The sequence below is a fragment of the Rhodococcus opacus genome (genome assembly GCF_012396235.1).
Taxonomy (GTDB): domain Bacteria; phylum Actinomycetota; class Actinomycetes; order Mycobacteriales; family Mycobacteriaceae; genus Rhodococcus_F; species Rhodococcus_F opacus.
Genome location: NZ_JAAXPA010000001.1, coordinates 211,604 through 228,704, shown reverse-complemented (window position 1 = coordinate 228,704; position 17,101 = coordinate 211,604). Strand labels below are relative to the sequence as shown.

The 17,101-nt window shown below is 67.7% G+C and carries 20 protein-coding genes; 10 read left to right on the top strand and 10 right to left on the bottom strand.

Features of this window, described 5'->3' with window-relative positions:
- The 3 genes from HGB39_RS00980 to HGB39_RS00970 form a co-directional block, all read right to left on the bottom strand.
- Positions 1–321 (bottom strand): AtuA-related protein, encoded by a 321-nt coding sequence (locus tag HGB39_RS00980; protein WP_005574609.1) that lies wholly within the window; start codon positions 319–321, stop codon positions 1–3.
- Entirely contained in the window at positions 318–1,691 is a 1,374-nt protein-coding gene (locus HGB39_RS00975) for an acyclic terpene utilization AtuA family protein (RefSeq protein WP_043793967.1), read from the bottom strand. Before HGB39_RS00975 ends, HGB39_RS00980 begins: the two co-directional genes overlap by 4 nt.
- Positions 1,692–1,758: 67 nt before the next feature.
- Complete coding sequence (locus HGB39_RS00970; RefSeq protein ID WP_005574611.1) at positions 1,759–3,069, bottom strand: CitMHS family transporter; 1,311 nt, start codon at positions 3,067–3,069, stop codon at positions 1,759–1,761.
- A 123-nt stretch (positions 3,070–3,192) separates the two neighbouring features.
- Between HGB39_RS00970 and HGB39_RS00965 the strand changes: the two genes are divergently transcribed.
- From HGB39_RS00965 to HGB39_RS00955, 3 genes are all read left to right on the top strand, one after another.
- Positions 3,193–4,113: a LysR family transcriptional regulator gene (locus tag HGB39_RS00965; protein ID WP_005574612.1), complete on the top strand. Its 921-nt coding sequence runs from the start codon at positions 3,193–3,195 to the stop codon at positions 4,111–4,113.
- Positions 4,114–4,122: 9 nt separating this feature from the next.
- Complete coding sequence (locus HGB39_RS00960) at positions 4,123–4,488, top strand: VOC family protein (RefSeq protein ID WP_043793970.1); 366 nt, start codon at positions 4,123–4,125, stop codon at positions 4,486–4,488.
- An 81-nt stretch (positions 4,489–4,569) separates the two neighbouring features.
- The gene (locus tag HGB39_RS00955) at positions 4,570–4,950 is read left to right on the top strand and encodes a VOC family protein (RefSeq protein WP_005574614.1); all 381 of its coding nucleotides are present in this window, start codon (positions 4,570–4,572) and stop codon (positions 4,948–4,950) included.
- 43 nt (positions 4,951–4,993) lie between these two features.
- Here HGB39_RS00955 and HGB39_RS00950 read toward each other — a convergent pair whose 3' ends face one another.
- Complete coding sequence (locus HGB39_RS00950; protein ID WP_037204354.1) at positions 4,994–6,019, bottom strand: LacI family DNA-binding transcriptional regulator; 1,026 nt, start codon at positions 6,017–6,019, stop codon at positions 4,994–4,996.
- A gap of 140 nt (positions 6,020–6,159) precedes the next feature.
- On the opposite strand from HGB39_RS00950, the gene HGB39_RS00945 reads away from it, so the two are divergent.
- A complete protein-coding gene (locus HGB39_RS00945; protein WP_005258433.1) occupies positions 6,160–7,215 on the top strand; it encodes a Gfo/Idh/MocA family oxidoreductase in 1,056 nt (351 codons plus the stop codon).
- A gap of 6 nt (positions 7,216–7,221) precedes the next feature.
- The gene (locus HGB39_RS00940; protein WP_005574616.1) at positions 7,222–8,004 is read left to right on the top strand and encodes a TIM barrel protein; all 783 of its coding nucleotides are present in this window, start codon (positions 7,222–7,224) and stop codon (positions 8,002–8,004) included.
- Positions 8,005–8,032: 28 nt separating this feature from the next.
- On the opposite strand, the gene HGB39_RS00935 is transcribed toward HGB39_RS00940, so the two are convergent.
- Positions 8,033–8,446 (bottom strand): hypothetical protein, encoded by a 414-nt coding sequence (locus tag HGB39_RS00935; protein ID WP_005574617.1) that lies wholly within the window; start codon positions 8,444–8,446, stop codon positions 8,033–8,035.
- A gap of 195 nt (positions 8,447–8,641) precedes the next feature.
- On the opposite strand from HGB39_RS00935, the gene HGB39_RS38390 reads away from it, so the two are divergent.
- The 4 genes from HGB39_RS38390 to katG all read left to right on the top strand — a co-directional run bounded on the left by HGB39_RS38390 (position 8,642) and on the right by katG (position 12,406).
- Entirely contained in the window at positions 8,642–8,875 is a 234-nt protein-coding gene (locus tag HGB39_RS38390; protein WP_005574618.1) for a hypothetical protein, read from the top strand.
- A 35-nt stretch (positions 8,876–8,910) separates the two neighbouring features.
- Complete coding sequence (locus tag HGB39_RS00925; RefSeq protein ID WP_168442912.1) at positions 8,911–9,582, top strand: hypothetical protein; 672 nt, start codon at positions 8,911–8,913, stop codon at positions 9,580–9,582.
- 115 nt (positions 9,583–9,697) lie between these two features.
- On the top strand, positions 9,698–10,141 hold the full coding sequence (locus HGB39_RS00920; protein WP_005243590.1) for a Fur family transcriptional regulator: 444 nt from the start codon (positions 9,698–9,700) through the stop codon (positions 10,139–10,141).
- Between the two features lie 36 nt (positions 10,142–10,177).
- Positions 10,178–12,406, top strand: a complete 2,229-nt coding sequence (gene katG, locus HGB39_RS00915) for a catalase/peroxidase HPI (protein WP_005565098.1) — start codon at positions 10,178–10,180, stop codon at positions 12,404–12,406.
- A gap of 94 nt (positions 12,407–12,500) precedes the next feature.
- On the opposite strand, the gene HGB39_RS00910 is transcribed toward katG, so the two are convergent.
- The 3 genes from HGB39_RS00910 to HGB39_RS00900 all read right to left on the bottom strand — a co-directional run bounded on the left by HGB39_RS00910 (position 12,501) and on the right by HGB39_RS00900 (position 14,421).
- Entirely contained in the window at positions 12,501–12,845 is a 345-nt protein-coding gene (locus HGB39_RS00910; RefSeq protein ID WP_052023954.1) for a hypothetical protein, read from the bottom strand.
- Between the two features lie 470 nt (positions 12,846–13,315).
- Positions 13,316–13,549, bottom strand: a complete 234-nt coding sequence (locus tag HGB39_RS00905; RefSeq protein ID WP_005258415.1) for a hypothetical protein — start codon at positions 13,547–13,549, stop codon at positions 13,316–13,318.
- 92 nt (positions 13,550–13,641) lie between these two features.
- A complete protein-coding gene (locus HGB39_RS00900) occupies positions 13,642–14,421 on the bottom strand; it encodes an acetoin reductase (protein WP_005565102.1) in 780 nt (259 codons plus the stop codon).
- A gap of 126 nt (positions 14,422–14,547) precedes the next feature.
- Between HGB39_RS00900 and HGB39_RS00895 the strand changes: the two genes are divergently transcribed.
- The gene (locus HGB39_RS00895; RefSeq protein ID WP_247607334.1) at positions 14,548–15,804 is read left to right on the top strand and encodes a GAF domain-containing protein; all 1,257 of its coding nucleotides are present in this window, start codon (positions 14,548–14,550) and stop codon (positions 15,802–15,804) included.
- Positions 15,805–15,820: 16 nt separating this feature from the next.
- Here HGB39_RS00895 and HGB39_RS00890 read toward each other — a convergent pair whose 3' ends face one another.
- Together HGB39_RS00890 and lipA are read right to left on the bottom strand one after the other, a co-directional pair.
- On the bottom strand, positions 15,821–16,051 hold the full coding sequence (locus HGB39_RS00890) for a DUF3263 domain-containing protein (protein ID WP_005258409.1): 231 nt from the start codon (positions 16,049–16,051) through the stop codon (positions 15,821–15,823).
- Complete coding sequence (lipA, locus tag HGB39_RS00885) at positions 16,048–17,064, bottom strand: lipoyl synthase (RefSeq protein ID WP_005565106.1); 1,017 nt, start codon at positions 17,062–17,064, stop codon at positions 16,048–16,050. The genes HGB39_RS00890 and lipA overlap by 4 nt, the downstream gene beginning before the upstream one ends.
- Positions 17,065–17,101 lie beyond the last annotated feature (37 nt).

Genomic DNA, 17,101 nt, shown 5'->3' with positions numbered 1-17,101 from the left:
TCAAATTTCGAGGCTCAGCAGGTGATAGCCCAGCGTCTTGCCGTGTCCGTCGAGTGCGGGGGAACCCGTGACGCCGCCGCCGAGGACGCCCGGCAACTCGAACACCATCGCCATCAGGTTCGGCTGGCAGGTGCGCCGGGCCGGACCGGTGATCAGCTCGCCGTAGTGGGCGGCGACGACGTCCTCGGTCAGTCTCCGGGCGAGATAACGGTAGGCGGCGTGGTCCCGGGCCAGCACGGCAAGGATGAGCGTGTCTCCCTTGTCGCCGGCACGAACGTCGGCGAGGGAGTCTATCTTCTGAACCGTTGCGGGCGTGGTCATGTCGTCACCTCCGTGAGGTGCACCCGGGTGGGCACGAGGTCGCGGGGGAGGGTGCACGAGCGGATCGCGAGTACCTCGGTCGCCGAGCGCCGGGCGCCGCCCCCGCCGGCCGGTCCGTTGGTGTACAGGCTTTCCACCTCCCAGCCGACGAGGCCGGCTTCCTCGCGGGTGCGTGCGCGGGCGGTGACCCGCACGCGCACCTCGTGGGCAGCGGTGTCCGTATCGAGTCCGCGGAAAGCGGCACCGGCGCCGATGTATTCGACCGAGACGGCGCCCTCGGCGAAGCCGTGCACGTCGACGAGACGTTCGGTGACGATGTCCGCGGCGAGCTGGGCACGGGGATAGGCGCGCGGTCCCGCGTAACTGATCTGCCCCTCACCGAGCCAGCCGCCACGGAACCCGAGGGTGACCTTCAGCTGCTGTGGCCGGGGGCGCCCCGTCGCACCCGCGATGGCGACCCGGTCGGGTCCGACGCTGGTGAACGACACGTTGCCGAAGTCCGCGGTGACGTCCGGGGTCAGGTACGACGTGGGATCTCCCACCTCGTACAGGAGTTGCTCGGCGCAGGTTCGTTCGGTGAGTATCCCGCCGGATCCGTCGAGTTTGCCGAAGGTCGCCGATCCGTCGGCGAGGACGTCGGCGAACGGGAAACCGAGATCGGCCATACCCTTCACCGGTTTGGTGACGGGATCCGCGTAGTACCCGCCCGTGAGTTGTCCGGCGCATTCGAGCAGGTGCCCGATCGCGGTTGCGGCGCCGATGGTTTCGTGGTCGGCCAGGTCCCATCCGAAGTGGTGGGCAAGCGGGGCGACGTAGAGGGAGGGGTCGGCCAGACGCCCGGTGACCACGACGTCGGCGTCCAGTTCGAGCGCGGGGATCACGGCCTCCGCGCCGATGTACGCGTTCGCGGAGACGAGTTCCTCGTCGTGCTCCGACAGGCGTTTCCCGGTCTCCCACACGACCGGGTCGTGGCGTAGCACCTGCTCGAGCACCGCGTCGCCCGTGATGGCAGCGATGCGCACCTGCCGGTCGGCGGACCGGGACGCGATGCCGGAGACCAATTCGGCAGCGGCGAGAGGGTTCGCGGCACCGGCATTGGTGATCACCGTGGTCCCGGACGCGAGCGTGTGCGGGAGAACCGCGCGCATGCGTGCGGCGAGGAGCGGATCGTATCCTTCGTCCGGGTTCTCGAGTCGGCGAGAGTTTCCGGCGGCAACGGTGCGTTCGCCGAGGCATTCGAAGATCAGGTAGTCGAGGTCGGCGTGCCGGGCGAGTTTCTCGGCGGGGTCGATGCGATCCCCGGAGAACCCGGATCCGGCGCCGAGTCGCACGCTCCGCGAAGCGCTGCCGCGGGTGCTCGATGGTGTCACGGGCTCGAAGTCCTTTGCTTGTTCGACGGGCGGTGGGTGGGCGGGCCCGAGGTGGTGTCGCGGACGATTACAGCGAGATGGCACCGGTGAGCAGCGCCATGACGGTCATCACGATCGTGGTTCCGAAGGCCCAGCCGAAGATGAACCGCTGGTGCTTGCCGAGGTCCACCTTGCTCAGTCCGATCAGGATGAACGTCGCGGCGGTCAGCGGGCTGAGCGGGAACCCGGTGGTCATCTGGCCGAGGATGGCGGCGCGGCCGATCTCCGCGGGGTCGCCACCGAACGATGCGGTGGTTTCCGCCAGCACCGGTACGACGCCGAAGTAGTAGGCGTCCGGGGTGAAGACCAGGCTGAGCGGCATCGACGTGACGGCGGTGATGACGGGGATCAGGGACCCGGCGGACTGCGGAATCCAGGAGACGAAGGTCTGCGCCATCGCGGTGATCATCCCGGTGCCGTTGAGGATTCCGGTGAGCACGCCTGCCGCGAGGATCATCGCCACCACCATGGTGACGTTGCCGCCATGCTTCGCGAACAGGGCCTGCTGGTCGTCCCACTTGGGGCGGTTGACGGCGAGCGCGAGTGCGAATGCGATGGCGAATGCCACCTCCAGCGGCACGAGCTGGAACAGCAGGATCACGATCAGAACGAGGGTGAGCACGGTGTTGAACGCCATCACCGCCCGTTGGCGACCGGTGCGCACCGGCGCGTCGGACACGTGCGGCGTGCCGGGACCACCGCCGCCGGGAGATATCAGTTCGGTGACGCCGAGCCGTTTACGTTCCACGCGGCCGATCATGTAGGCGGCGAACAGGACCCACAGGACCCCGGCCCCCATCGCGGGCAGGACCGGCGTGAAGATGTCGGCGCTGGTCAGGTCGAGTGCGGCCATGGCGCGGACGGTCGGGCCGCCCCACGGAATCATGTTCATCAGTCCCGCGGCAAGGCAGACGATGCCGGTCAGGACGACCGGGCGCATCCCGAGCTTCTGGTAGATGGGTAGCAACGCCGAGATGGTGATCAGGAAGGTCGAGGTTCCGTCGCCGTCGAGCGCGACGAGCAGGGTCAGCACCGCGGTTCCGACGGCGATCTTGGTGGGATTGCCGCCTGCCCACCGGACGATCCGGCGGATCGCCGGGTCGAACAGTCCCACGTCGACCATCAGACTGAAATACAGGACAGCGAAGGCGATCATGATGGCGACGGGCGCGACCTTCAGCAGACCGTCGCCCACCATCTCCCCGAGGTCGGGTGCCCATCCGCCCACGATCGCGAACGCGACGGGAACGAGGATCAGTGCGACCAACACCGAGACCCGACGGCTGAACGCCAGCGCCAGGAAACAAGCGATCGTGGCGAACCCGAGCGCGGCAACCATGTGACCTCCTTCGAAATGGAGTCTCAGTGTCGCGCGCCTCACAATTGCGCGTCAAATATCAATGAATGATCGATTTATGAGTTCAAGTCATGAATATCCAGCGCATGAATACCGGCCATACTGATGCGCATGAGCATCAATCTCGGGATTTCTCACCTGAGGAGCATCGTCGCCATCGCCGACTACGCGAGCTTCACCTCGGCGGCCCACGCACTCGACGTATCTCAGTCCTCGCTGAGCCGCTCGGTCGCCGAGGTCGAGCGCAGACTCGACGTCACGCTGTTCGAACGCACCACGCGCCGCGTCGAGCTGACCACGCACGGGCACGAGATCATCGAGCACGCCCGGCGGATGCTCCACGACTTCGACGACGGGCTCACACAGATCGAACGATTCGTCACCGGTGACCGCGGAATCGTGACGGTGGCATGCCTGCCCTCGCTCGCGGCCACGTTCCTTCCCCCCTACGTGGTGAGCTTCCGCGAGCAGCACCCCGACGTGCGCCTCCAGATACGGGACGGACTGCGGCAGGAGGTTCTCGACGCCGTGTACTCGGGCACGGTCGACCTCGCCCTGGTCACCACCTCGGGGATTCTGCCCGGCCTGCAACAGGACGTTCTGACGAGCGACTCCTTCTATTGCGCCGTCGCGCCGACACATCCGTTCGCCGATCGGCCGGTACTCCGGTGGTCGGATCTCGCCGGACAGCCGTTCATCGCGTTCGGACCCGAGAGCAGCATCGCGGCGCCCGTCCGCCGGGCCGTCGAGGACGCCCGCATCGAACTCGGACCCGTCATGCAGGCGCAGAACATCGGCGCGGTAGCGGGATTGGCGGCGGCCGGGCTCGGTGTCACCGCGGTGCCCGAACTCGTGCTTCCCATGATCTCGTTCGCCGGTCTCGTCCACATACCGCTGCAGCCGACGGTCGAACGCACCATTTCACTCGTCCAGCTCGCCGGCCGACCCCAGACGGCGAGCACCCGCGGTTTCGTGAACATGCTTCTCGCCGACCGAACTCCTGATCGAGGAGCCGATTCCGGCTAGAGTTCCGGCATGTCACGTTCTGCCGCAGATCATCATCGACTGAACTACGTGGAGTTGTCGGTCACGGACCTCGCGGACGCGGAAGCGTTCTACCGCTCGGCATTCGGCTGGGAGTTCAACTCCTACGGCCCGCAGTACGCGGGCATCGTCGGTGCGGACGGTGAGGAGGTCGGCGGCCTGCTGCAGGTGCCGGAACGGAAGCAGGCAGGCGGGCCGCTGGTGCTGCTGTACTCGGTGGATCTGGACGCGTCGGTGGATGCGGTGCGGGCGGCCGGCGGCACCGTCGTCAACGGCCCGTACGACTTTCCCGGCGGGCGCCGCTTCCACTTCACCGATCCGAGTGGCAACGAACTCGGTGTCTGGTCGTCGGCCTAGTATCCGGCAGATCTCTGTCGTGTCTCGAAGTCGGTTTCCCTACCGCATGGCCGACGGCCGTGCTGAGAGCAGGTGTCGCTAATGGCATGTCGTATCAGTGAGCTCGTGCTCGGTTGCCGCGACCCTGAGGCGTTGGCGCGGTTCTGGTGCGAGGTCCTCGACTTCGTCGTGCTCGATCGCGAGGACGACGGCTCGCTGGAGATCGGACCGCGTGAAGGGTTCGGCGGTCCGCAGCCGACGATCATCCTCAGCCGCAGGGATGAGCCGGAGAAGGGGAAATCCCGGCTGCACATCGACGTCAACGCCACCGACCGCGATCAGGACGCCGAGCTCGACCGCCTTCTGAAGCTCGGTGCGCGCCCGGCCGACATCGGCCAGACAGGGCAGGAGCAGTGGCACGTCCTGGCCGACCCCGAAGGCAATGAGTTCTGCCTGCTCAGGGCCCGCTTGGGCCCACTCTGATGCTCATCGGTCGCAATCTCGACACATTCGCAGGCTCCTGACCTCAGTCGTGGTGTGCGACAGGGCCGGTGGTCGCGCGGCGAACGAGGTGCGGCGCGAGCACGAGGTCGACCGCCTTGTCGCCGGCGATCTGAGCCAGCGCTCCGTCGACGGCGGCTTCGGCCATGTGTGTGGCGTCCTGCGAGATCGTCGTCATCTGCACGTGCGGAATCCGCGCCAGGCGGGAGTCGTCGTAGCCCACGACGGAGATGTCCGCGGGCACGTCCCGGCCGCGGCGGACCAGTAGGTCGAGCACGCCGGTGGCGCATCGGTCGTTGAAGGCGACGACGGCGGTCGGGGGAGTGGGCAGTTCCAGAAGTTTGTGCATGCCTTCTGCGCCTTCGGTTTCCGTCGTGCCGCCCGCCACGACCGTTGCCGAAGCCGACAGTCCGTGCCGGTGCATCGCGGCCAGGAAACCGGCCCGCCGGTCGGCACCACCGGGCGCGTCGGCGCCGTCGATGTGGGCGATGTTCCGGTGCCCGAGTTCGGTGAGATGGTCGACGGCCAGGGTGATTCCGGCGACGTCGTCGCCCCGCACGGCACCGACTCCGGGCAGGCCGCTTGCGCGCGCCACGACGAGGGTGGGCACGCGATCGGCCAGGGCGCCGAGCGCATCGGTGTCGAACCGGGTGCCGAGGAGGATCGCGGCCTCACAGCGCTCCCGCATGAGCGCCTGGACGGCGACCTTCTCGGCACGGCTCGGGGCGACCGCGCTGAGCATCACGTCGTATCCCCGGCGGGTGGCCGCGGCGTAGATCTGTTCGACGAGGTCGCCGTGGAACGGCTGCTGCAGTTCGAAGACGACGCCGAGCAGCCGGGAACTGGCCTGGCGTAATTTCTGTGCGCGCCGATCCGGCACGTAGCCCATCTCGTCGGCGATGTCGAGCACGCGCCTGCGAGTGGCCTCGCTGGCGCCGGGAACGCCGCGCATCACGATCGAGACGAGCGCTGTGGAGACTCCTGCTGCGCGCGCGACGTCGCCCATTGTCGGACGAGCGCCACCGGTCGATCCCGCCACCGGTTCGACCACGTGCACGGCTCCTGTCTTCCGGGCCCCGTGCCGTTTCGCTCGAAGCTGCTCTTGACCAATGATCGCACGAGTTCTACGGTCTAGAACTAGAACGTACTAGTTCGCCTCGACCTCCCCTTCCACTGCACTGGAGCGCACCCATGTCACTCACCGAAGCCGCAACCGTCCACTCGACGGCGCCCGCTTCCCACCCGGTACGCATCGCGTTGATCGGTGCCGGGCGCATCGGCTCGAATCACGCGGAGATCGTGGCCCGTCTGGTTCCCGGGGCGTCGCTCGTCGCGGTCAGCGACCCGGTCGGCGAGTCCGCGCAGCGTCTCGCCACGGCGTTGGGGGCGCCGCTCGCCACCACGACCGTCGACGACGTCCTCACCAGCGACGAGGTCGATGCGGTGCTGATCACCGCCCCCGCGCGGAGTCATACGGACCTGGTCGTCGCGGCCGCGGCCGCCGGCAAGCACGTGTTCGTCGAGAAGCCGATGGCAGTGACCCTCGCCGACGCCGACCGCGCCATCGCGGCGGCCGCCGACGCCGGCATCGTCCTGCAGGTCGGGTTCAATCGCCGATTCGCTCCCGGATTCGCCGCCGCGCGCGCCGCGATCGACGCGCAGAAGGTCGGAACCCCGCAGTTGCTACGTTCGCTGACCCGCGATCCCGGGCCGTACACCGCTGATCCGGCACGCGTTCCGCAGTGGACGATCTTCCTCGAAACGCTCATTCACGACTTCGATACGCTCTGCTTCCTCAACCCCGGCGCACGCCCTGTGCGGGTGCACGCGGTCGCCGACGCCCTGGTGCGACCGGACGCCAAGGGCGCGGGCCACCTCGACACCGCAGTGGTGACCGTCCAATTCGACAACGGTGCCATCGCCACGGCGGAGGCGAGCTTCAGCGCGCTGTACGGATACGACGTGCGCGGCGAGGTATTCGGCTCCGGCGGCATGGTCACCGCTGGCAGTGGGCTCAGCACCGACATGACCTATTACGGCCCCGACGGGCTGCACGCCGACACCGCGCGCCGCGACACCGACCTCCTGCACTCCGCGTACGTGGGGGAACTGACCGCCTTCGTCGACGCGATCCGCACCCACACACCGGCCGTCGTCACAGGCCAGGACGCCCGCACCGCGCTGTCGATCGCACTCGCCGCCATCCGCAGCGTCGAGACCGGCTCCGCCGTCGACCTGGACGGGTGACACCCGATGGCCACGTACACGCTCGCCGCCAGCGCCGAAATGCTCTACCTCGACCTGCCGTTCCTGGACCGCGTGCACCGCATCGCCGAACGCGGACTCCAGGTCGAGATCTGGGACTGGTCCACCAAGGACATCGACGCTCTCGCCGCTGTCGGCGCCGAATTCTCCTCGATGACGGGCTATCTGGAGGGCAACCTCACCGAACCCGACGGCATCGAGACCCTGCTCACCACGGCGCAGCAGTCCCTCGACGTCGCGAAACGGCTCGACTGCCCGCGGTTGAACCTGCACGGAACCGGACTCGACAACCGGGGCCTGCCCGTCTGGCCGGTCGAAACGGTCACGCCCGCAATGTGGCTCACCGCCGCCGACACTCTGCGGAAGGTCGCCGAACTCGGTGAACAGGCGGGGCGGGTGTTCACGCTCGAGAACCTCAACCTCGCCGTCGATCATCCCGGTACCCCGTTCGCGACCGCGGCCGACACTCTCGCTCTCGTCCAGGCGGTCGACAGCCCGCACCTACGCATGAATCTCGATCTCTATCACGCCCAGATCGGCGAGGGGAACCTCATCGAACTCGTCCGAAAGGCGCTGCCCTACATAGGGGAGATCCAGGTCGCCGACGTCCCCGGACGCTGCGAACCCGGAACCGGCGAAATCCACTACCCGGCTGTCGCCGCCGCCCTCCGCGACATCGGCTACACCGGCGTCGTGGGACTCGAAGGGTGGGCGAAGAACGATCCGGACGACGCGCTCGACGCGTTCGAGGCGGCCTTCGCGCACCCTTAGCGAAATCCCGAGGCCAGCTGTCCGTCTGTCACGCGGGGGTCGTCGTCGGCGTTCGCGCGCCGATCGGTCGCTGCTCGATCCCGTGGCCGGACAGGCGTCCGGTGTGGTGGGCCTCGATCATCCGCTGCTCCGCGCGCTGAGACCCGCGCAACGGCAGGGAAGACGCGGCCGCGGTGTCGAGGAGCGCGCGCAACGCCGGTTGCTCGGCGGCCAGCGCTTCCCACGTCGAATTCACAGGAGTGCCGTCCTCGACCGCCTGGTCGAGGCGGGCCGCGAGGTGATTGCTCCACCGGTGCTGAAGTGAGAGCAGGATGTTGTCGGCCGAGCCGAAAAGCTCTATCGCGCCGGGCACTTCGTCGAACCGCAACGCCAGTGCGGGGTCGGCGTGCGCCCGCGCCAGTATCTCTTCCAGCACCGCCCGGCGTGCACGGAACCGTTCCACGACATCTCGGCCACCTCCGTAGTTCCGTTGATGACGGCAACGCTACGGATTCGCGGCAGCGGTTTCGCCGTGCCACGGTCGCGTTCTCGTCTCCTACCGTGGGCGGAGGGTGTCTCCGCTCCGGAGAGGACGCGCTGCGGGTGGGTCTTCGCCTACGCTGGTCGTGTGCAGGTGACGGCATTTTTTCGTCGACGCGTGGCGGAGAGTGAGTACGACTACCCGCTCGCTGTGCCGGTGTTCGCGCATATCGCCGTCGTTGCCATCGCCGGTGCGGCTGTCGCGCAACGCGACGGCTTCGTGCCGCCGGGGTGGGTCCTGCTGTGTGGCCTGGTCGCCGCGGTGACCCCCGTTGCGGGAGACATGATCAGACCGGGGGTGGTGCTTCCGCGTCCGTTCCTGGCCGTCGTCGTCATCGCCGGGGAGCGGTAGCCGGTGGTGACGCGTGGCTCGTTCCGGGATCGACGGTGTACGTCCGGGTCGGCGAGAACGGGCACGGCGGCGGGTCGGACGCTCTGACGCAGGTCGAGGGCGGCGGGGGCAGCGGCGGCACCACCGACTGGCGCCGCAACACCACTCCGCCGAACGTCAACGGCGGTGACGGGGGAGGCTTTTCGGCCGTCGTCCTCGATACCGGAAGGTCGAGCATGCTGGTTCCGCATCGAATCGAACTGCCGCTGGTCATCGCGGCCGGAGGAGGCGGCGGCGCGTCGACCGCGAGCGGGATGGTGTCGCCCGGCGGCGATGCGGGAGCGCCGGGAGGCGGTGCGCGCGGCGGGGCGACACCGTCGGGCTACGGCTCGTTCGCGCAGGGCGGCGGACAGGGAGTGTTCGGATCCGACGGGTCGAGCCCGGCGGGGCTTGCCGGTGGTCCCGGATACGGCGGCAGCGCAGGAAGTTCCGGGGCGACGCTTCCGGCGGCCGTCGGTGACGGGATCGGGGCCGGGGGTGGAGGTGGGGCCGGCTGGTACGGCGGTGGTGGGGGCGCCGCCGGGGGACGCATCGGTGGCACCGGCGAGGCGGACGAGCCACCGGGCGGCGGCGGGGGCGGACTCTCCCTCGTGCCGTCGGGCGGCACGATCGGACTGTCGTCGCCGGATTCGGTGCCCACGGTCGTCGTCACCTTCGAGCTTCCCTGAAGGGTTTGCCGGAGCAGCGGTCGGCCACCGGGCCATATATGCGTGATTCGAAGTCACGGCAAAATGTTTCCGCAAAGTCTTGGCTGAGTCCAGAAAAGTAAGTCATAGTGGGTGGGTGCCGTCGATGCCGGATTACGCAGCGCTGCTGCGCGGGGCTGAGCTTCGCGTGACCCGCCCGCGGGTCGCGGTGTTGGAGGCCGTGCACGCGCGTCCACATGCCGATACGGAGACGATTTTCGGAGCGGTGCGCACCGTTCTGGAAGGGGTGTCCCGGCAGGCCGTGTACGACGTGCTGCACGCAGTGACCGCTGTGGGATTGGTGCGGCGGATTCAGCCGCCCGGCTCCGTTGCTCGGTACGAGTCGCGGGTCGGAGACAATCACCACCACGTCATCTGCCGGTCGTGTGGGGTCATTGCGGACGTCGACTGTGCCGTCGGCGAGGCGCCCTGCCTGACCGCGTCCGACGACAACGGTTTCCTCGTCGAGGAGGCCGAGGTCATCTACTGGGGTCTGTGCCCCGACTGCTCGACATCACAGACTTCTCGATCGAACCCATGACCACAGCCCAGTTTGGTCTCTCCCGGAAGGAATGTTGTGTCCGATAGCTGCCCGGTCGCTCATGAGGGAAACACTCAGAGCACCAGTGAAAGTGAAAATCCCGTAATCCCGTCTCCCACTCCGGCGGCGAACCGCCCGAGGACGAACCGCGACTGGTGGCCGAACCAGCCGGAGCTGTCGGTGCTGCACGCCCACACGTCGAAGTCGAACCCGATGGGCGCGGACTTCGACTACGCGGCGGAGTTCGCCAAGCTCGACGTGGAGGCACTCAAGCGCGACGTCATCGATCTGATGACGACCTCGCAGGACTGGTGGCCCGCCGACTACGGCCACTACGGCGGCCTCTTCATCCGGATGAGCTGGCACGCCGCCGGCACCTATCGCATCGCGGACGGTCGCGGCGGTGGCGGTCAGGGCGCTCAGCGTTTCGCCCCCCTCAACAGCTGGCCCGACAATGCGAGCCTCGACAAGGCTCGCCGGCTGCTCTGGCCGGTGAAGCAGAAGTACGGCAAGCAGATTTCCTGGGCGGACCTCCTCGTCTTCGCCGGAAACTGTGCCCTGGAGTCGATGGGGTTCAAGACCTTCGGGTTCGGATTCGGCCGCGAGGACATCTGGGAGCCCGAGGAGATGTACTGGGGTCCCGAGGACACCTGGCTGGGCGACGAGCGCTACAGCGGCGATCGCGAACTCTCGGGTCCGCTCGGGGCCGTGCAGATGGGTCTCATCTACGTGAACCCGGAGGGCCCCAATGGCCAGCCGGATCCGCTGGCAGCCGCCCGCGACATCCGGGAGACGTTCGGCCGCATGGCGATGAACGACATGGAGACCGCCGCGCTGATCGCAGGCGGCCACACCTTCGGCAAGACCCACGGCGCAGGCGACGCCGACCTGGTCGGTCCGGAACCGGAAGGCGCCCCGATCGAGCAGCAGGGCCTGGGCTGGAAGAGTGCCTACGGCACCGGCGTGGGCAAGGACGCGATCACCAGTGGTCTCGAGGTCGTGTGGACCCCCACACCGACGAAGTGGGACAACAGCTTCCTCGAAGTCCTGTACGGCTACGAGTGGGAGCTGACCAAGAGTCCCGCGGGTGCCTGGCAGTGGACCGCCAAGGACGGCGCGGGCGCGGGCACGATCCCCGACCCGTTCGATTCGTCGGCGGGGCGTGCCCCCACGATGCTGACCACGGACCTCTCCCTGCGCGTCGACCCGGCCTACGAGAAGATCACCCGGCGTTGGCTCGATCACCCGGAGGAGTTCGCCGAGGAGTTCGCCAAGGCGTGGTACAAGCTGCTGCACCGCGACATGGGGCCCGTCACGCGCTACCTCGGCCCGTGGGTTCCGGAGGCGCAGCTGTGGCAGGACCCGGTCCCCGCAGTCGATCACCAGCTGATCGGTGACAGCGAGATCGCCGCGCTCAAGGGCAAGATCCTCGACTCGGGTCTGTCCATCTCCCAGCTCGTGTCGACCGCCTGGGCGTCGGCAGCCACCCACCGCAGCACCGACATGCGCGGCGGCGCCAACGGGGCGCGAATCCGGCTTGCGCCGCAGAAGGATTGGGAGATCAACAACCCCACCGAGCTGGCCACGGTCCTGCAGACCCTCGAACAGATCCAGCAGGACTTCAACTCGTCGCAGTCCGGCGGGGTGAAGGTCTCGCTCGCGGATCTGATCGTGCTGGCCGGCGCCGCGGCGGTCGAGAAGGCGGCGAAGAACGCCGGCCACGACATCACGGTCCCGTTCACGCCGGGTCGTACCGACGCCACACAGGAGCAGACCGATGTGGAGTCGTTCGCCGTACTCGAGCCGAGGGCCGACGGGTTCCGCAACTACCTCCGAGAGGGGGAGAAGTTGCCTGCCGAGGCACTTCTGGTCGACCGGGCCTACATGTTGAACCTGACCGCTCCGGAAATGACGGTTCTCGTCGGCGGCCTGCGTGCACTGAACGCCAACTTCGGTCAGACGAAGCACGGCGTCTTCACCGACCGGCCCGAGGCGTTGACGAACGACTTCTTCGTCAACCTCCTCGACATGGGTACGCAGTGGAAGGGCTCGGCCTCGGCGGAGAACGTCTACGAAGGCACCGACCGTGTCACGGGTGACGCCAAGTGGACCGCCACCGCCGTCGATCTCGTCTTCGGTTCGAACTCGCAACTGCGCGCTCTCGCCGAGGTGTATGCCACCGACGACGCGCAGCAGAAGTTCGTGCAGGACTTCGTATCTGCCTGGAACAAGGTGATGAACCTCGACCGGTTCGACCTCGACTGATCATGGTTGATCGGCCTCGGCCGATCAACCGTCATCTGGCCCGGCACCCGCGAGTTGATCCTCGCCGGGTGTCGGGCCAGATTTGTGGCGTATGTCAGAGGTGTGGGAGCGCCGCGGTGAGAAAGACTGTACCGGCGGCGATTCCGAAAGCGCCGGTGAGAATGCCCAGCAGTGCTTCCAGAGACTTGGGCTCGCTTCCTTCGACGGCAGGGTGTCGGTTGGCGGCGATGCCGGCAGCGATGGCGCAGACGCCGAGAACGATGCCGAATCCGAACATCCAGAACATCACTATCGACAGTGCTCCCAGCATGACCGAGATGTCGCTCCAGTGTTCGCCCTGCAGGTGCTGTGGTCTGGCGAGCCGGGGGAGTCGTGCCGGGGAGCTGTCGGGATTGTGTCGCGACGATCCGTTGTGGACTTCCAGCAAAGATCGGGTCATCGGCCGAGCCTCGGCGAGTCGATCGGAACGCAGCACAGCAACACACCTCCCGTGATCGTCAAAATGGCCCGCCACCTCGGCGAGCGCATCCACCACTGTGCAGCAGAAATTTAGCACTCGGCGGCTGTGAGTGCCAGTTTCGATGGTGCTCGCCGAAACCTGGACGGTCGCTATCGAATGGTTACTGCGTCGGAGAGCTGGTCGTTCGGACGCGGCGGTGCTAAATTCCGGATGCACAGTGGGCCGCGCCCGCCGCCGTGACGGGCGCGCAGGAATTCGGGAGGTGCAGTGCTGTGCGTCGAGAAGAAGGCGGATCATCGAATCAGAGTGCGCAACGTCGCGTTACGGAACTGCGCGAGGACGAGCCCATCCGGTGGCCGGATCCCAGTCCGCTCAGCAGTTGGTGGGATCGGGTTGTCTGGGGTGCGCGGGGGTCGACGACATGACGAGCCCGTCGTCCGACGCAGGGTTCAGGTGGTCGACAGCCTCTCGGCGTTTCGCACTGCGGTCTCGAGGTGCCTGTCCGCAGTGCTCAGATCGAGCCGGGCATCGCTGAGGCTGTCGATCACCTGTTCCTTCGAAGCGCCGTCGGTGGTGCGGTCGAGTGTGTCGAACGCGTCGGTCAACTCCTTGATGCGGTTTTCGAGTGCTTGCAGATCGAACCGCAACCGAGCGGTGCGCTCCACCAGGTCGTCGACGTCCACGGCTGCCCCTTTCATCCCCGGACGCGCTGTCGCATCACCCTACGTCCGTCTACCCGCGAATCCGGGCGTGAAACCCCGCTGCGAGTGGTGGCCTATCGGTACACCAGGCCGCCGTCGATCAGTCCCGCCTGCCCGGTCATGTAGTCGGAATCCGGCCCGGCAAGATACGAGACGTACGCGGCGACGTCCTCGGGTGTCTGCGCGCGTCCGAGGGCGATGCCGCCGACGAACTTCTCGAACGTGGCGCCCTTCGGTACGCCGGTGAGGGTCGAGAACCGCTCGTCGATGGTGACCCACATGTCGGTGCCGACGACGCCGGGGCAGTAGGCGTTGACGGTGATGCCGTCGGACGCGTACTCCTTCGCCGCGGCCTGGGTGAGTCCGCGGACCGCGAACTTGGTCGACGAATACACGCCGAGCATCGGGAATCCCTCGTGGCCGGCGATCGACGACGCGTTGATGATCTTTCCACCATGCCCCCGTGCTCGAAACTTGGCTGCCCCGACTTGGATTCCCCACAGCACGCCTTCGACGTTCACGGCGAGGATGCGCGAGACCTCCTCCGGTGTGACGTCGGCGATCGGGTTGACCTGGGCGATTCCCGCGTTGTTGACGATGATGTCGAATCCGCCCAGTTCGCGCTCGGTCCGGTCGACGGCGGACTGCACCTGATCGCGGTCCGTCACGTCGGCGACCAGTGAGATCGCCTTCGCGCCCGCGGCCCGGACCTCGTCGGCCACCGCATCGACCCGGTCGCCGTTGACGTCGACGAGCGAGATGTCGGCGCCGTCCGACGCCAATCGCAACGCGATCGCGCGTCCGATGCCCTGGCCCGCGCCGGTGATCAACGCGACTTTGCCCTTGATGCTCATCCCTAGCTCCTGTCCTTGTGACGGTCCTCACAGGAGAGCCAAGCGTCACGAGGGCGGGGATTCAAGGGTTGCACTCGGTTGCACTGTGGTCCCGACCGCTGTCGATTGCGTTCGCCCCCAATCGAAATGGTTGGAGCCTGGCTCTGGTCGAGCACTCACATCCCCGGTAGGCTCGGCCGGGTGAGTACTACCGGTTCGGTTCGGCACCGCCTTCCCGCCGTCGGCTCGGGCGTCGATCTGCCCCGGCACGCGAGGTTGTTGAGTCAAGTGCACGATGCCGTGCTGTCGGGACGGCAACCGCCCGCGCAGCCGCGCGACGTGGTCGGCCGATCGTGGTCGCGGCTACAAGCGGACGGGGTCAGCCCCGACCGCTGCGAGGACGTGGTGCTCGCCGACTATGCCGAGGTCGAGGCCCGGCGGACGCGAACTGCCCTGCGATCGGTCCTTCCCGAGCTTCGCGACACGTTGACCCAGGTGGCGGAAGACGCGAACTTCATCGTGGTGATCGCGGACGCCGACGGGGTGGTGCTGTGGCGCGAAGGGCCACGCGGCGTGCGAAAGGCCGCCGACGCGCTGGGGTTCATGGAGGGCGCCCGGTGGTCCGAGAGGTCGGTGGGCACGAACTCCATCGGAACAGCGTTGGTGGAAGATGCTCCCGTGCAGCTGTTCTCGGCGGAGCACTACGCACGGTCGCACTGCGGGTGGTCGTGTACCGGGTCTCCGGTGCACGATCCGCGCAGCGGCGAGGTGCTCGGCGTCGTCGACATCAGTGGCTCGGCGATGTCGGTTCATCCGACGACGGTGGCACTGGTGCAGACGGCGGTCCGGTTGGCCGAGGCCACACTGTGGCAGGAACACACGATCACTCTCGGGAAGCTCCGCGGTTATGCGGCACCGGCGCTCGGGGCGACCGCCGGTCCGGCGCTCGTGGTCGACCGGCACGGCTGGGTCGCCGACGCCCGCGGGCTCACCGTTCCCGACCGGGTGTCACCCCCGTGCCCGGGCACGCCACTGCTCGTGCCCGGGTTGGGGCTGTGCATGCCGGAACCGCTCGGTGACGGCTGGCTGGTGCGACGCGGAGGCAGGCCGACGGCCATCGCAGTGGAACTCGACCTCGGTGACACCCCGCGAGCCACGGTGCGAGGCGACACGAGCTGGACCCGAGCGCTCTCACCCCGCCACGCGCAGATCCTGCGACTGTTGACCGAAACAGGTTCCGCTGGAATCGATGCCGCGTCACTGAGTGTGGCGCTGTTCGGTGACCGCGACCACGTGGTGGCCGTTCGCGCGGAGATCTCCCGTCTCCGGAAGAGCCTCGGCCCCGTTCTGTCCACCCATCCGTATCGGTTCGTGGACGGTGTCGACGTGCACGTTGTCGGGTGACGAACCTTCCCGGTGTCTAATTCCTCGCCGATCGCACGGCGACGAACCGGCCCAGGTCGGCGCGCAGTTGCGGGTCGAGGCACTGACCGGCCGGTCCGGCGAGGATCTTGCGGAGCCGGGCCACATAACACGCGGGTGTCATACCGAATTCGACGAGGAGATCACCGGTGGTGCCACCGCCGTACGGCAGCCAGCGACGGGCGAATTCGATGACCTGTGCGTCTTCGATGACGGAATCGTTGATCAAGGGCTGACACTCCTGTCGGGTCGGACGGCTGCGAGGTGAGTGAGGGGGTGCGCGAGTTCGCGGCCGTGGTGGGCCATCGCCTGTGCGTAGAGGCGGCCGGCGCGGTAGGAGGAGCGGACGAGGGGTCCGGCCATGACGCCGGCGAAGCCGATCTCCTCGGCGGTGGTGGAGTGCTCGACGAATTCCTCGGGCTTGACCCACCGTTCGACGGGGTGGTGGCGGGGGGAGGGGCGCAGGTACTGGGTGATGGTGATGATGTCGCAGCCGGCGTCGTGCAGGTCGTGCAACGCCTGGGTGACCTCGTCGGGGGTTTCGCCCATGCCGAGGATGAGGTTGGACTTGGTGACGAGGTTGTCTTCGCGGGCGGCGGTGATCACGTCGAGGCTGCGCTGGTAGCGGAACGCGGGTCGGATCCGTTTGAAGATGCGGGGGACGGTTTCGACGTTGTGGGCGAGCACCTCGGGGCGGGTGGAGAACACCTCGGCGAGCTGGTCGGGCTTGGCGCCAAAGTCGGGGATGAGCAGTTCGACGCCGGTGCCGGGATTGAGCTGGTGGATCAGGCGGACGGTTTCGGCGTAGAGCCAGGCGCCGCCGTCGGGGAGGTCGTCGCGGGCGACGCCGGTGATGGTGGAGTAGCGCAGTCCCATCGCCTGGACGGACTCGGCGACGCGGCGGGGTTCGTCGCGGTCGAGGTCGTCGGGCTTGCCGGTGTCGATCTGGCAGAAGTCGCAGCGGCGGGTGCATTGCTGCCCGCCGATGAGGAAGGTCGCTTCGCGGTCTTCCCAGCATTCGTAGATGTTGGGGCAGCCGGCTTCTTCGCAGACGGTGTGCAAACCCTCGCGCTTGACGAGGCTTTTGAGCTCGGAGTATTCCGGGCCCATCTTCGCTCTCGTCTTGATCCAGTTCGGTTTGCGTTCGATCGGGGTCTCCGCATTTCGGATCTCGAGGCGGAGCAGCTTGCGGCCGGGCGGGGCCTGCGGGGCGTCGGACGATGGTCTCGGTGTGGCAGTCACGTGTCGATTCCTGGGGGTAATTCCGCCGAACCGTGGT

Bases quoted from the DNA above. Each gene is read 5' to 3' on its own strand.
- HGB39_RS00895 (WP_247607334.1), top strand. From the start codon at position 14,548: ATGGTTGGAGCCTGGCTCTGGTCGAGCACTCACATCCCCGGTAGGCTC.
- HGB39_RS00960 (WP_043793970.1), top strand. From the start codon at position 4,123: ATGTCACGTTCTGCCGCAGATCATCATCGACTGAACTACGTGGAGTTG.
- HGB39_RS00900 (WP_005565102.1), bottom strand. From the start codon at position 14,421: ATGAGCATCAAGGGCAAAGTCGCGTTGATCACCGGCGCGGGCCAGGGC.
- HGB39_RS00910 (WP_052023954.1), bottom strand. From the start codon at position 12,845: ATGACCCGATCTTTGCTGGAAGTCCACAACGGATCGTCGCGACACAAT.
- HGB39_RS00980 (WP_005574609.1), bottom strand. From the start codon at position 321: ATGACCACGCCCGCAACGGTTCAGAAGATAGACTCCCTCGCCGACGTT.
- HGB39_RS00945 (WP_005258433.1), top strand. From the start codon at position 6,160: ATGTCACTCACCGAAGCCGCAACCGTCCACTCGACGGCGCCCGCTTCC.
- HGB39_RS00955 (WP_005574614.1), top strand. From the start codon at position 4,570: ATGGCATGTCGTATCAGTGAGCTCGTGCTCGGTTGCCGCGACCCTGAG.
- HGB39_RS00940 (WP_005574616.1), top strand. From the start codon at position 7,222: ATGGCCACGTACACGCTCGCCGCCAGCGCCGAAATGCTCTACCTCGAC.
- HGB39_RS00970 (WP_005574611.1), bottom strand. From the start codon at position 3,069: ATGGTTGCCGCGCTCGGGTTCGCCACGATCGCTTGTTTCCTGGCGCTG.
- HGB39_RS00965 (WP_005574612.1), top strand. From the start codon at position 3,193: ATGCGCATGAGCATCAATCTCGGGATTTCTCACCTGAGGAGCATCGTC.